At 68.8% G+C, this 13,212-nt stretch carries 13 protein-coding genes; 2 read left to right on the forward strand and 11 right to left on the reverse strand.

The features are described from left to right. Positions 1-124: 124 nt before the first annotated feature. The gene (locus tag F2Q65_RS02325; protein WP_150090006.1) at positions 125-2,269 is read right to left on the reverse strand and encodes an elongation factor G; all 2,145 of its coding nucleotides are present in this window, start codon (positions 2,267-2,269) and stop codon (positions 125-127) included. 137 nt (positions 2,270-2,406) lie between these two features. On the opposite strand from F2Q65_RS02325, the gene F2Q65_RS02330 reads away from it, so the two are divergent. After that, positions 2,407-3,390, forward strand: a complete 984-nt coding sequence (locus F2Q65_RS02330; protein WP_246155926.1) for a L,D-transpeptidase family protein — start codon at positions 2,407-2,409, stop codon at positions 3,388-3,390. On the opposite strand, the gene F2Q65_RS02335 is transcribed toward F2Q65_RS02330, so the two are convergent. After that, the gene (locus F2Q65_RS02335; protein ID WP_150090008.1) at positions 3,369-3,566 is read right to left on the reverse strand and encodes an alanine-zipper protein; all 198 of its coding nucleotides are present in this window, start codon (positions 3,564-3,566) and stop codon (positions 3,369-3,371) included. The two genes, F2Q65_RS02330 and F2Q65_RS02335, sit on opposite strands and share 22 nt — an antisense overlap. Positions 3,567-3,770: 204 nt before the next feature. Between F2Q65_RS02335 and F2Q65_RS02340 the strand changes: the two genes are divergently transcribed. Next, a complete protein-coding gene (locus F2Q65_RS02340) occupies positions 3,771-4,430 on the forward strand; it encodes a chorismate--pyruvate lyase family protein (RefSeq protein ID WP_150090010.1) in 660 nt (219 codons plus the stop codon). On the opposite strand, the gene lipB is transcribed toward F2Q65_RS02340, so the two are convergent. From lipB to mreC, 9 genes are all read right to left on the reverse strand, one after another. Next, a complete protein-coding gene (lipB, locus tag F2Q65_RS02345; RefSeq protein WP_150090012.1) occupies positions 4,366-5,055 on the reverse strand; it encodes a lipoyl(octanoyl) transferase LipB in 690 nt (229 codons plus the stop codon). The two genes, F2Q65_RS02340 and lipB, sit on opposite strands and share 65 nt — an antisense overlap. After that, positions 5,045-5,314 (reverse strand): YbeD family protein, encoded by a 270-nt coding sequence (locus tag F2Q65_RS02350; RefSeq protein ID WP_150090014.1) that lies wholly within the window; start codon positions 5,312-5,314, stop codon positions 5,045-5,047. The genes lipB and F2Q65_RS02350 overlap by 11 nt, the downstream gene beginning before the upstream one ends. Position 5,315: 1 nt before the next feature. Further along, positions 5,316-6,455 (reverse strand): D-alanyl-D-alanine carboxypeptidase family protein, encoded by a 1,140-nt coding sequence (locus tag F2Q65_RS02355; RefSeq protein ID WP_150090016.1) that lies wholly within the window; start codon positions 6,453-6,455, stop codon positions 5,316-5,318. A gap of 8 nt (positions 6,456-6,463) precedes the next feature. Further along, complete coding sequence (locus tag F2Q65_RS02360) at positions 6,464-7,483, reverse strand: septal ring lytic transglycosylase RlpA family protein (protein WP_246155927.1); 1,020 nt, start codon at positions 7,481-7,483, stop codon at positions 6,464-6,466. 26 nt (positions 7,484-7,509) lie between these two features. Further along, entirely contained in the window at positions 7,510-8,652 is a 1,143-nt protein-coding gene (mltB, locus tag F2Q65_RS02365) for a lytic murein transglycosylase B (protein ID WP_246155928.1), read from the reverse strand. Between the two features lie 149 nt (positions 8,653-8,801). Further along, positions 8,802-9,944 carry a rod shape-determining protein RodA gene (rodA, locus tag F2Q65_RS02370; protein ID WP_150090018.1) on the reverse strand — a complete coding sequence of 381 codons (1,143 nt, stop codon included), beginning with the start codon at positions 9,942-9,944 and terminating at the stop codon, positions 8,802-8,804. Then, complete coding sequence (gene mrdA, locus F2Q65_RS02375) at positions 9,931-11,850, reverse strand: penicillin-binding protein 2 (protein WP_150090020.1); 1,920 nt, start codon at positions 11,848-11,850, stop codon at positions 9,931-9,933. The genes rodA and mrdA overlap by 14 nt, the downstream gene beginning before the upstream one ends. Beyond that, a complete protein-coding gene (mreD, locus tag F2Q65_RS02380) occupies positions 11,843-12,343 on the reverse strand; it encodes a rod shape-determining protein MreD (protein ID WP_246155929.1) in 501 nt (166 codons plus the stop codon). The genes mrdA and mreD overlap by 8 nt, the downstream gene beginning before the upstream one ends. Continuing rightward, positions 12,340-13,188 carry a rod shape-determining protein MreC gene (mreC, locus tag F2Q65_RS02385; RefSeq protein ID WP_150090024.1) on the reverse strand — a complete coding sequence of 283 codons (849 nt, stop codon included), beginning with the start codon at positions 13,186-13,188 and terminating at the stop codon, positions 12,340-12,342. Before mreC ends, mreD begins: the two co-directional genes overlap by 4 nt. Between the last annotated feature and the right edge of the window lie 24 nt (positions 13,189-13,212).

A 13,212-nucleotide genomic window follows, 5' to 3' on the forward strand; every position in this document is an offset into this window, starting at 1 on the left:
CGCGATCCCGGGCCAAGCTGGTAGAACCCAGCCTGCCTGCCGCGCCGGGGCCACCGAGTCCTCCTCGTCTCTCTCACCATGAGACGCTTCAGCCCGGCACCCCGCCGGGCTTTTTTTATCCCCATCACTCTCCAGTCAGGTCAAACCGCCTGAACTGCATGGTGAACTGCCCGCGGCCCTGGGTCAGGCTTCGCAGGTCTGTGGTGTAGCCCAGCAGCGCCTGCAGACCAACCTCGCCCCGGATGCTCGCGTTGCCATCGCGGATATTGGTGGACTGGATCTCCCCCCGACGCTGTTGCAGATCGCCGAGCACCGTGCCCAGATTGTCCTCGGGGACCAGGATCTCCACCGCCATCACCGGACGCAACACCGCCGGTTGCGCATCCGCCAGCGCCTTGGCCAAGGCACGGGCAGCCACCGCGCTGAGCGACTCCGCAGTGCTCGCCGCACCGAACAGTTCAACCGCCTCAAGTGCAACCGCCACATCCTCCAGCGCCGCCCCGTGCTGTGGACCCGCACTCAGCCCCAGATGCAGCCCCTCGCGCAGGCAAGACACCTGCTCCGGGGTCAGCTCCACCCCCTCTGGTCGCACCGCCGGCACACAGTCCACATGGTTACCGCTGCCACGCGTCTGCGGCGAGACCCGCACCCTGGCCCAGGCTGTGGCAGCCGGCTGCTTGCCGTCCGGGGTCGGCGGTCGGCTGAAGAGTGCCTCCGCCGCGGCCGCCGCCGTGATCGTCTCGCGCAGGGCCACCGCCGGCCGACCGCTACGCACCTGCTGGTGGAATTCCCGCTCCAGCCGCTCGATGACGATCTGCAGATGCAGTTCCCCCATGCCCCGCAGCAGACGCTGGCCGGTCTCGGGGTCCTCCGCCACCTGCAGCGTCGGGTCCTCCTGCTGCAGCTTGTCCAGGGCCTCCAGCAGGCGCTCCTCATCGGTGCCGGCAGCGGGCTCGATGGCCAGGCTCAGCACCGGCTGGCGCAGATCGATGCGCTCCAGGCTCAGCAGATGCTCCGGGGCACAGAGGGTGTCGCCGGTGGAGGCGTGGCGCAGACCGGCAAGCAGCACGATCTGTCCGGGCTCAGCCTGGTCCAGACGGGTCTTGTGGCCCGCGTCGATGTCGAAGATGCGCGCCACCTGCTCGGTGACCACCCGACCGTCGCCGGTGATGAAGGACACCTTGTCCCCCGGCAGCAGCCGATTGCGGTAGAGTCGGGTGAAGCAGTGCCGCCGCCCGTCCCACATCTGCACCTTGAACACCAGTGCCACCAGCGGACCCTTGCCGCCGAGCACCACCTCCTCGACGCCGTCGTCCGGCAGCCGAGCCCGGGCCGGCGGGCGGTCCAGCGGTGCCGGCAGCAGATCCACCGCCGCGTCCATGATCGGCTGCACCCCCAGATTGCGCAGGGCACTGCCGCCAAAGCACGGAAACAACCGCCCGGCCAGGGTGCCTGTGCGCAGCGCCGCCAGCAGCGCCGCGGGCTCCGGCTCATCGCCGCCGAGGACACGGTCTGCCAGGGCCTCGTCGAACTCTGCCGCCGCCAACAGCAGCGACTCGCGCAACGGCGCCAGCGGTGTCCACAGGGACTCCGGGCAGGGCTCGGCGCTGACCTGTTCGCCCTGCTCGCCGCCGAAGCGCAGCAGGGTCTTGTGCACCAGGTCCACCACCGCGTCCTGCTCCGCCGGGGTGGGCGACAGGCCGCTGCGTTCGAGCGCGGGGTCAGCAAGGGGCACGGTGACGGCGACCGGCTCCACCTGCAGCTGCTCGCGGATGTGCGCCAGCACCTGGAGAAAATCGGCACCGGGGCGGTCCATCTTGTTGACGAAGAACAGCACCGGCAGCCCGAAGCGGCAGCGCTGGCGCCACACCGTTTCGGTCTGGGGTTCGACGCCGCGGACGCCGTCCAGCACCAGGATGACGCCGTCGAGGACGCGCATGGAACGCTCCACCTCGATGGTAAAATCCACATGGCCCGGGGTGTCCACCACCTGCAGCAGGTGATCGCGCCAGGGGGCGCGGGTGACCGCGGCGGTGATGGTGATGCCGTGCTGCTGCTCCTCGGCCATCCAGTCCATGTGGGCGGCGCCGTCATGCACCTCGCCGATCTTGTGCGAGGCGCCGGCATAGAACAGGATGCGTTCCGTCAGCGTGGTCTTGCCGGCATCCACATGGGCGGCAATGCCGATGTTGCGCACATGTGCCAGCTTGCCGGACAGTTGCGCTTGGCTCGCCCGGGGGGCGGCCCTGGATTTGTGTGAGTGACTCATCGCAACCCGAGCGGACCTGTAATGTCTGTTCCAGAGGAGAGTTTGTCTTTTGCGGGTTGGGTGTCGGTGGTCAACGGCCAACCCGCTCAGATTGTGGTCGAGAACTTGTTGTTTTTGTACAGCTGGGAGAGTGCTCCATGAACAACCCGATGCAGTTCCGGACAACCGAGAGCCGGCGACCGAGGCCCGGCGGGCTGTCCAGCCGTTTGGCCGGCTGTTCGGTCCTGTTGCTGCTGGCAGCCATGCCGGCGGGCGCCGAGCTGTACCGGCTGGCGAGCGTCAGCGACAGTGTCATCGGCGTTCCATTCTATGTGAAGACCGACGCCGAGCATACGCTGCTGGACATCGGTCGGCACTTCGGCGCCGGCTACGACGAGATGCAGCAGGCCAACCCGAATGTGGACATGTGGGTGCCCGGTGACGATGCCGACGTGCTGGTGCCGGATTTTCATGTGCTGCCCAGTACCCCGCGAGAGGGGCTGGTGATGAATCTGGCGGAGAAGCGCATGTACTTCTTTCGTTCCGCCACCGAGGTGGAGACCTTCTCCGTCGGCATCGGCCGCGAGGGCTGGGAGACCCCGGTCGGCACCTACAGCATCATCGAGAAGATCAAGGATCCCACCTGGACGCCGCCGGCGTCCATCCGCAAGGAGCACGCGGAGGCCGGTGATCCGCTGCCGGCGGTGGTCCCCGCGGGCCCGGACAATCCCCTCGGCGCCTTCGCCATGCGCCTGAGCAATCCCAGCTATCTCATCCACGGCACCAACAAGCCCTGGGGCGTGGGCATGCCGGTGAGTCATGGCTGCACGCGCATGTATCCGGAGGACATCGAGCGCCTGTTCGGCAAGGTGGCCACCGGCACGCCGGTGCGCATCGTCGACGAGCCCTACAAGGTCGGCTGGCTGGGCGATTTTCTGTATCTGGAGGTCAACGCCAATGCGGCGCAGGCCGGGGGGGTGCCGCTGGAGCAGGTGATTCCGCCATCGGTGGCGGAGGCGGACGGGGTGGTGATCGACTGGGAAGCGGTGCGGACGGCCGTGAACGACAATGCCGGCCTGCCACACCTGGTGGGAGGCCGGCAGGGCTCAAGGAGCTGGCATCACTTGGACATGATCTTCTGATACATGCGGTTGATGCGCTCCTCATTGGCTTCGCAGCAGGCCTGGGCGGAGTTGGCGGCATCCATGGCGGCCTGGGCCATGTCGCGGGCCTCCTGATCGGTGGCGCAACCACCCAGCAGGGCGGCGCTGATCAGGGCCGCAGCGGACAACGACACGATCTTGATATTCTTCGTCATGGCGATTTCTCCAGGTGAATATGCCGAACGGCAAGGTGAATATGCCGGACTGCACTTTGGGTATAGCACAGGACCGAGGTTTTTCCGACCCCTGTCGTGCGGATGGTAGCAGAGTCCGTCAGGGATGTGCGAAGGCCGTGCAAGGCAAAATGGCGCTTGCACGGGATACAATGGGGCGGGAATCAGCGCAGGAACGGACGGGGCATGGTAAGCAGGTATTACGGCAAGACCAGCGAGGACCGCGCGTCGGCGCCGTTTCGCTGCCAGGGTTTCGTGCGCAACGGCATCATCGGTCGGACCGACGGCCAGGACGCCGGCCGGCCCGTGGCCATCGCGTCGCTGCCGCCGTTCCTGCGCGCCCTGCTGGTCACCGACGGCACGGTCACCAAGATCCTCGAGGCCTACTTCTGGGAGCCGGTGCGCGTCGATACCCTGCGCCAGGAGTGCATCGATGTGGAGGCTGCCATTCCGTGGATCGAGGTGTCCGCCGGTGACCGGGTCATGGTGCGCCGCGTGCAGCTGCGCGGCGTCGACACCGGCTTGCCCTATGCCCACGCCTTTTCGGTGATCCGGCTCGAACGCATCCCCGAGGGCTTCCGCCAGCGCCTGATCGACCGCGAGATCGGCATCGGGGCGCTGATCCGCGACAGTGGCCTGGAGAGCTACCGCGAGGTCATGGAGGTGGGCCTGGAAGGGCCGCCGTCTCCCGAGGTGAGCCCTGATGCGACACAGGATGCGATACAGGGCGGGGTCTCGCGCACCTACCGCATCATCATCGCCGGCGAGCCGGTGATCCTGATCACGGAGACCTTTCCGCTGGACCTGTACCGGTCCGATCCGGGCGCCGGCGGAGATCCTGGGTGAACTGTCGCTGGACGTGTTCGGCCAGCCGCTGACCGGCCGTCTCCACGTCGTGGTCGGGCCGCAGGTCGCGGATCTGGGTCACCACCAGGCCGGCGTGGCCGCAGGGATTGATGCGCCGGAACGGTTCCAGGTCCATGTCGACGTTGAGTGCGATGCCGTGGTAGCTGCAGCCGCGGCGCACGCGCAGGCCGACGGAGGCGATCTTGGCCCCGCCCACATAGACCCCGGGCGCGTCTGCTCGGGCGGCGGCGTCGATGCCGATCTCCGCCAGCAGGCCGATGACGGCCCCTTCCAGCCGGTTCACCACCTGCCGCACGCCGAGCCCAGCCCGGCGCAGATCCAGCAGCAGATAGGCGATGACCTGGCCGGGTCCGTGGTAGGTCACCTGGCCGCCGCGATCGGTCTGCACCACGGGGATGTCCCCCGGCGCAAGCAGGTGTTCCAGTCGCGCGGCCTGGCCCAGGGTGAACACCGGCGGATGCTGTACCAGCCAGAGTTCATCGGCGGTCTCCGGGCCGCGGGTGTCGGTCATCCGGCGCATGGACTGCCAGGCCTGCTGATAGTCCAGCAGGCCCAGCGGCCGCACGGTCAGGGGGTGTGGGGCGCCGCCAGGCTCAGAGTGCATAGGCGACCAGTTCGTGGGCGCTCAGCTCGCGGTAGATGGCGTCCAGCTGGGTCTTGCTCGTGGCCTCGATGTGCACGGTGACCGCAAGCCACTTGCCGCCACTGCTGGCGCGCACCTTGACCGCATCCTCCACCAGCCCCGGCGCGTGCCGGCGCACGATCTCTACCACCACCGCCTCCAGGTCGCTGTCCGCAGGCCCCATGGCCTTGATCGGGAAGCGGCAGGGAAACTCCAGCAGGGTTTCGTCGGTGTCGGTCATGTCAGAACAGCTTCAGTAAGGCATCCTGCGCCCGGCGCAGGAGTCCGCCGGCGTCGATGTCGGCCAGGGCCACCGCCGGCTCGCGCATGATCTCGGTGTCGCCGAGCCGGACGACGATCTCGCCCACAACGTCGCCCCAGGCCACCGGTGCGGTGATGTCCGAGGCGGCCTCGAGCTCGGCGCTGAGCGCGTCGTAGCGTCCGCGGGGAATGGTCACGTACAGGTCGCGGGCCGGACCGACCGGCAGCTCGCGGGTCTGGCCGGACCAGACCCGGATCGACTCCACCGGCTCACCGCCCGGAAACGGGTTGTGCGTCTCGAAGAAGCGAAAGCCGTAATTCAGCAGGGCCAGGCTTTCGCGCAGGCGCGCGTTCTCGCTGTCGGTGCCCATCACCACCGAGGTCAGGCGCTGACCGTCGCGTCGGGCAGAGGCCACCAGGCAGTATCCGGCGGCCTCGGTGTGGCCGGTCTTCACACCGTCGACGCTGGGGTCCTGTTGCAGCAGCCGGTTGCGGTTGGCCTGGGTGATGTCGTGGTAGGTGAACTCCGGCAGGGCGTACCAGGCGTACAGGTCCGGGAATTCGCGGATGGTGGCGGCAGTGACCCGGGTGATGTCCCGCGGCGTGGTGTAGTGCTCCGGATGCGGCAGCCCGGTGGCGTTGACGAAGTGGGTGCGCGTCATTCCAAGCCGCTCGGCGTGGGTGTTCATCAGCGCCGCGAAGGTCTCCTCGGTGCCGGCCACGTGTTCGGCCAGGGCCACGCTGGCGTCGTTGCCGGACTGCACGATCATGCCCTTGAGCAGGTCCTCCACGCGCACCCGGGCGCCGACCTCGACGAAGGTCTTGGAGCCGCCGGTGCGCCAGGCCTTCTCGCTGATCAGCACCTCATCGTCGAGTGCCAGGTTGCCCTTGGCGAGTTCGTCGAAGATCACATAGGCGGTCATGATCTTGGTCAGGCTGGCCGGCTCCAGGCGCTGGTCGACATTGTGCTCCGCCAGTACGGCGCCACTGTCGTGATCGAGCAACAGGTAGCCCCTGGCGGTCAGCTGGGGCGCGTCCGGAATGGGAACCGGCTGCGCCGGTGCGCCCAGGCTGGCAGTGAGCAGGCCCAGGGCGAGGAGGATGCGGAGACTGGGGATCATGATGGGCTTCACTCCTGCACCAGCATAGGCTCGCCCAGGCCGAGGGCGGACAGCTTGCGCGACAGCGCCAACGCGTCGGTGTGCGTCGGCACCGGGCCGACGCGCACCTTGTACAGCGCCGTGGCGGAGCCTGTTGGCTGCGGCCTGTCCTCGCGCAATTGCACCGGGTCCGGCAGCAGCGAGGTCAGGCGGCGACGTAGTTGCTCGGCGTTGTTGCGGGCGCCGAAGGCGCCGACCTGCAGATAGAGGCCGCGATCGGCCATGGACGGCCCCGTCGCGGACCCGGCCGAATCGGCCGTCGAGACCACCGCCGGGGTGAGGCTGGAAGCGGCTTCGGTGGATCTGCTCGCCGGGCTCCCTGCCGGGCTGGTGATCGGGCCGGCGACCGGGCTGGCTGGCGGCGTCGGGCGGGTCGAGGCAATGGCCGGCCGTGGCTGCGTGCCGGTGGACGCGGTCAGGGTCTTCGGCGGCTTGCCGCCGTGGTCACGAGGGTCGATGGATGTCACCTCGACCCTCGCAATGCCCTGTTTGTCCACCCCCAGCTTGCGGGCGGCAGCGTAGGACAGGTCGATGATGCGGTCGTCGACGAAGGGTCCGCGATCGTTCACCCGCACCACGGCGCTGCGCCCGTTCTCCAGGTTGGTGACGCGCACATAGCTCGGCAGCGGCAGCGTCTTGTGCGCCGCGGTCATGCGGTGCATGTCGTAGGGCTCGCCGCTGGAGGTCTTGCGGCCATGGAACTTGGTGCCGTACCAGGAGGCGACGCCGCGCTCCACATGGTTACGGCTGCTGGCCTTGGTGTGGTAGGTCTTGCCGAAGACGACATAGGATTTCATGTTGCCGTACTTCGACTTGGGTTCCACCCGGGGTACGGCGTCCGGTATGTCACTGCCGCCGGTCGCTGTACCCGCCTCCGACTTCGACGGGCTGCTGCCACAGCCGCTCAGCAGCAGCGTGGCGGATGCCAGCAGGGTCAGGCCCATGGCGGCGGACAGGGACGCCCTGCGCCCCGATGTCGTCCTGTTCATCGTTTCCCCCTTCCCCGGCGTGTTGGTCATTCGCCGCCCGCCTGCGCAATGGCGCGGCTGAGTTGCAGCACTGCCATGGCGTAGAGATTGCTATGGTTGTAGCGGGTGATGGCGTAGAAGTTGTCGAAGCCGAGCCAGTATTCCGGCCCGTCGCCGTCGAGTTCGATCAGGGTGGCCCGCCGGTCCGGGGCGAACGCGGCGCCGGCATCGGCGTCATTGCCGGTGTCGGTGCCGGCCCCGGCATCGATGGCAAGCGGCTGCACGCCGGCCTCGGCCAGGCGGGCCAGGGTGGTCTGTGGCGCCAGCGGACGCTTGTCGACCATGGTGATGCCCGCGGGCGGCATGTCCCGCAGCCGCGCCGGCACGGCGATGGGGGCGCCGGGCTGCCAGTCGTGGCGGGCAAGATAACTGCCGACGCTGCCGATCACGTCGGCATCGCTCTGCCACAGGTCGCGGCGACCGTCGCCATCGAAATCCACCGCATAGTTGCGGTAGCTCGAGGGGATGAACTGCGGTTTGCCCAGGGCACCGGCATAGGAGCCCAGGGCGTCGGTCAGGTCCAGCCCCTCGTCGCGGGACAGCAGCAGCAACTGTTCCAGCTCACCGCGAAAGAACTCCGCCCGGCGTGGATAGGAGAAGCCCAGGGTGGTCAGGGCATCCAGTACGCGGTGCCGGCCGAGATTGCGGCCGTAGTTGGTCTCGACGCCGATGATGGCGGTGATGATCTCCGCCGGCACGCCGTAGGTGGTCTGCGCCTGTTGCAGCAGATCGGCGTTGGCGCGCCGGAAGCGGATGCCGCCCTGGATGCGTTCCGGCGTGAGGAACAGGCGGCGGTATTCCCGCCAGGGCCGGCCCTCGTAGGGGCGGTCCATGGCGTCGACGATGGCCTGCTGGTAGCGGGCGCCCGCGAGCAGGGTGTCGAGCGTCTGCGGCGAAAAGCCGTGGCGATCTACCATGTCCGCGATGAAGGCCTGTCGGCCGCGTTCGTAGGACGCCGGGGGCGCATCCGCCATGGCCGGCCCGATGGCGAACGGCATCGTGAACAGGGTCGCGAGCAGCAGCGCGATTCGGCCGGTTGATGGCAGGCCGGCTGATGCCAGTCTGGCCGATGGCCCTGTGGTCAGCCGGGCGATCAGCGTGGCGCTGGTTGGAACTGGCAGGGGCTGCATGGTCTCACCGTGCCGGATTTGCTGGTCGGCGCAAGGCGCCCTGTTCGAGATCTACACCCGATATCGAGTATAGCGTCGAACTCCCTAAGTTTGAAGCAATTTTGGGTAAGCAGGGTGCGCGGGCCGCTCCGCGTTGCCTTGCCGCCGGCTCAGCGGATGGCGGAGGACGGGCGCGCGTCGAAGGCGGGGTGCGTGGCAAGGGACATGATGATGCCGAAGCCGGCCATGATGGTCACCATGGAGGTGCCCCCGTAGCTGATCAGCGGCAGCGGAATGCCGACCACCGGCAGCAGGCCCGCGACCATGCCGGTATTGACGAACAGATAGACGAAGAACACCAGGGTCAGGGCGCCGGCCAGCAGTCGCCCGAAGCTGTCGCCGGCGTTGGCCGAGATGGCCAGGGCACGCAGGATGATGAACAGGTAGAGCCCCAGCAGGAGCAAGGTGCCGGCGAAGCCGAATTCCTCGCCGATGACGGCGAAGATGAAGTCGGTGGAGTGCTCCGGCAGGAATTCCAGTTGCGACTGGGTGCCGTTGAGCCAGCCCTTGCCGTAGGTACCGCCGGAGCCGATGGCGATCTGCGACTGGATGATGTGGTAGCCGGCGCCGAGGGGGTCCGAACCCGGGTCCAGAAAGGTCAGCACCCGCTGGCGCTGATAGGGGCGCATCAGCATCCACAGCACCGGCGCGGCGGCCGCCGCCAGGGCCGCCAGCAGCGCGATCAGCCGCCAGCGCATGCCGGCCAGGAACAGCACGGCCAGGCCTGCAGCGGCCACCAGCAGGGCGGTGCCGAGATCGGGCTGGACTGCGATCAGCAGCACCGGCAGCGCCAGCATCAGCGCGGCCAGCAGCAGGGCCGGGGCGTTGGGCGGCAGCGGCCGCCGCGACAGCAGCCAGGCCATGGCCATGGGTACCGTGAGCTTCATCAGTTCCGACGGTTGAAAGCGCAGGATGCCCAGGTCGAGCCAGCGCTGGGCACCCTTGCCGGTGTCCCCCGCCAGCAGCACGGCCAGCAGCAGCAGCGTGCCGGCGGCGAACAGCGGCATGGCCAGGCGCCGCAACAGCGCCGGCGGCAGCTGGGCCATGATCAGCAGGGTGCCGAAGGCGAGCCCCAGCCGGAGCAGTTGTCGCTCCAGTTGCCCGGAGCCGGCATCGCCGGCGCTGTACAGCACCGCTAGACCGATGCCGGACAGCAGCAGCAGCGCGGCCATCAGCGGCGGGTCCAGATGCAGTCGTGCGAACAGCCCGCCGGCGGGCGCAGCGGACACGGAGGCGACGTCAGGGCCGGGCATCGGTGGCCGTCTCCGTCCGGGCTGCGGTTTCCGGGTCTGCGTGTGGGGCATGCGCCCCGTCGGGCGCGATGCGCGTGCCCAGCAGGTAGCTGTCCATCACCGCCCGGGCGATGGGTGCGGCGGTGGACCCTCCATGGCCGCCGTTCTCCACCACCAAGGCAACGGCGATGCGCGGCGCCTCCGCCGGGGCAAAGGCGATGAACAGGGCGTGGTCGCGCAGGCGTTCGGCCACCTCCGCCTCGTTGTAGGTGGCGTTCTGGGCCACCGAGAAGACCTGTGCGGTGCCGGTCTTGCCGGCGATGCGATAGGCGTCGGTGCGGATGCGCCGGGCCGTGCCCCGGGGGCCTTCCACCACCTCCGTCATGGCATCGATAGCGGTCTGCCAGTGGTGCGGCTCGGCGGTGGTGATCTGGCGCTGCTGCGGCGTTGTAGCCTGCAGCGGCGCACCGGTGCCGCTGTGCGTGCCCTTGAGCAGGCGCGGCGTCACCTGCAGGCCGCGATTGGCCATGGTGGCGGTTGCTGCCGCCAGTTGCAGCGGTGTCGCGAGAAAGGCCCCCTGGCCGATGCCGACGATCAGCGTCTCCCCCGGATACCAGGGTTCCCGGCGCGCACGGCGCTTCCACTGGGGCGACGGCAGCAGGCCGCCGAGTTCCTCGTCGATGTCTGCGCCGGTACGCTCGCCGAACCTGAACTCGCCGAGAAAGCCGCTCAGTCGCTCGATGCCGAGATCGTTGGCCAGGCGGTAGAAGTAGACATCGCAGGACTGCACGATGGCGTCCTCCATGGCCAGCACGCCATGCCCGCCGCGGCGCCAGCAGCGGTAGCGGTGGCTGTGTCCGGGCAACTGGAAATGGCCGCCGCAGTACTTGCCCTCGGTGCGGCTGGTGACCCCCATGGCAAGCCCGCCCAGCGCGACGAACGGCTTGATGGTGGAGCCGGGCGGATACTGGCCGCGCACGGCCCGGTTGTACAGCGGCCGGTCGATGTCGTCGCGCAGCGCGGCGTAGGCAGCATGGCCGATGCCGCCGACGAACGGATTCGGATCGTAGGTCGGCGTGCTGGCCAGTGCCAGGATGCCGCCGCTACCGGGGTCGATGGCCACCACGGCGCCGCGATGCTCGCCCAGGGCCGCGATGGCGTCCCGCTGCAGTGCGATGTCGAGAAACAGCGACAGATCCTGCCCCGGTATCGGCGCCTGCTGCTGGCGACGCTCCAGCACACGCCCGCGGGCATTGACCAGCGCCTGCTCATGGCCCACCTGGCCGTGTAGCAGGTCCTCGTGGGCCTTCTCCACCCCCAGCTTGCCGATATGGCTGGTGCCGGCATAGTTGGACACGTCGATGCGGGCCATCTCGCCTTCGTCGATGCGCCCGACATACCCCAGCACATGGGCCGTGGCCTCGCCATGGGGGTAGAAGCGCAGCAGTTCCGCCTGGATGTCGACGCTGGGGAAGCGGTGGGCCTGCACCGCGATCCATGCGCGCTCGGTCTCGTTCAGGTCCAGGCGGACGGGCACGCCCTCGAAGCGCCGGCGCTGGCGCAGCAGACGCTGAAAGCGCTCCCGGTCGTCGTCCGTGATGCTGACCAGCTCCGCCAGTGCCGACAGCGTGGCGTCCAGGTCGTCGGTCTTCTCCGGCGTGATGGTCAGGGTGTAGGACGGCAGGTTGTCCGCCAGCAGCACGCCGTTGGTGTCGTAGATCAGACCCCGGCTCGGCGGCAGCGGCTGCAGGCGGATGCGGTTGTCCTCGGACAGGGTCGAGAAGTGATCGTGCCGCAGCACCTGTAGCCGGAACAGTTGCGCCACCAGCAGCGCAAGACAGGCAATGACCAGCAGCGCCGCGGCCAGGGTACGCCGGCGGAACAGGGCGCGCTCTGCCCGTTGGTCCTGGAATGCCGGATCAAGCATCCAGCAGCTCCATCCCGCTGCGTGCCTGCAGCCGGCGCAGCAGCCACCACAGCCAGGGCCACAGCAGCATGCCGACGATGGTGGCGGCCCAGTACACCAGCGACGGGGTCGGTTGGCCGCTGACGCCATGGATCCACAGCGCCAGCAGGCGCTCCAGCAGCAACAGCAGCCAGACCGTGATGGCCTGCTGCCAGGGTGGGACGGGCAGCACGCGCCGGCGCAACTGCAGCGCCAGGTAGGCGATCACCGACAGGCCCAGGGCATGCTGGCCGAGCAGCGACCCCGACAGGACGTCGAGCGCGATGCCGGTGACGAAGGCCCAGAGCACGCCGACCCTGTCCGGGGCGTTGAAGCACCAGAAGATCAGCACCAGGGCGACCCATTGCGGCCTGTAGGGGGCGGCCCACCAGGGCAGGGGCAGGATGCTCAGCACCAGTGCCGCCAGCAGTGAGCCGACGATGGCGAGCCTGGCCGTGCCCGAACGCGTGCTCACGGCGTTGCCTGCCCGGTGGCAGCTGCCGCCCGGCTCCATACCAGCAGCACCTCGTGACTGCGATCCAGGCGCGCGGTGGGCTCGGCCATGACGGTGGCGAATGGGTTGCCGGGGTCGTGACGCACCTCGGTGATCCGCGCCACCGGGTAGCCGGGTGGAAACACGCCGCCGAGGCCGGAGGTGATGAGGAGGTCGCCGCTGCGCACGTCGGCGTTCTTCGGCAGGTGCGGCAGGTACAGCCGGTCCACCAGCCCGCTGCCCTCGGCAATGCTGCGCAGGCCGTTGCGGTCGATCTGCACCGGCAGCGAGTGGGCGGCATCGGTGATCAGCAGCACCGTCGACGTCAACGGGCTGGTGCGGATCACCTGGCCCATCACTGCGTCGGCGTCCAGCACCGGCTGGCCGACGAAGACACCGGCGACGGAGCCCTTGTCCACCAGCACCTGCTGGCGGTAGGGATCCAGGTCCACCTCCAGCAGTCTGGCAACCAGCACGCGCTGACGCAGTTTGCGCGACGAGTCCAGCAGGTCGCGCAGCCGGCGGTTTTCCGACTGCAGCCAGTCGAAGGTCTGCAGGCGGCCCTTGAGTGCCAGGTTTTCCTGTTCCAGCTGCGCGTTGCGTGCGCGCAGTTCCGCCTCGGTGGCTAGCCGCCCGTCTACGGCGCGGACCAGCCGCGACGGCAGCGCCGCCAGGTAATGCACCGGGTACAGTGCCACGGACAGGCCGGCGCGCAGCGACTCCAGGGCCGGCCAGCGGCTGTCGATCACCATCAGTGTCAGTGACAGCAGCAGCGCCAGCGCCAGCCGCGCGGCGTGCGACGGACCGGTGACGAACAGGGGTTTGATGGCGCCTCGCCTCCCCGCCGGCCA

The organism is Thiohalocapsa marina, from assembly GCF_008632335.1.
Lineage (GTDB): Bacteria > Pseudomonadota > Gammaproteobacteria > Chromatiales > Chromatiaceae > Thiohalocapsa > Thiohalocapsa marina.

Coding starts and splice junctions, on each gene's coding strand:
- F2Q65_RS02325 (WP_150090006.1), bottom strand. CDS start 2,269: ATGAGTCACTCACACAAATCCAGGGCCGCCCCCCGGGCGAGCCAAGCG.
- F2Q65_RS02330 (WP_246155926.1), top strand. CDS start 2,407: ATGAACAACCCGATGCAGTTCCGGACAACCGAGAGCCGGCGACCGAGG.
- F2Q65_RS02335 (WP_150090008.1), bottom strand. CDS start 3,566: ATGACGAAGAATATCAAGATCGTGTCGTTGTCCGCTGCGGCCCTGATC.
- F2Q65_RS02340 (WP_150090010.1), top strand. CDS start 3,771: ATGGTAAGCAGGTATTACGGCAAGACCAGCGAGGACCGCGCGTCGGCG.
- lipB (WP_150090012.1), bottom strand. CDS start 5,055: ATGCACTCTGAGCCTGGCGGCGCCCCACACCCCCTGACCGTGCGGCCG.
- F2Q65_RS02350 (WP_150090014.1), bottom strand. CDS start 5,314: ATGACCGACACCGACGAAACCCTGCTGGAGTTTCCCTGCCGCTTCCCG.
- F2Q65_RS02355 (WP_150090016.1), bottom strand. CDS start 6,455: ATGATCCCCAGTCTCCGCATCCTCCTCGCCCTGGGCCTGCTCACTGCC.
- F2Q65_RS02360 (WP_246155927.1), bottom strand. CDS start 7,483: ATGAACAGGACGACATCGGGGCGCAGGGCGTCCCTGTCCGCCGCCATG.
- mltB (WP_246155928.1), bottom strand. CDS start 8,652: ATGCAGCCCCTGCCAGTTCCAACCAGCGCCACGCTGATCGCCCGGCTG.
- rodA (WP_150090018.1), bottom strand. CDS start 9,944: ATGCCCGGCCCTGACGTCGCCTCCGTGTCCGCTGCGCCCGCCGGCGGG.
- mrdA (WP_150090020.1), bottom strand. CDS start 11,850: ATGCTTGATCCGGCATTCCAGGACCAACGGGCAGAGCGCGCCCTGTTC.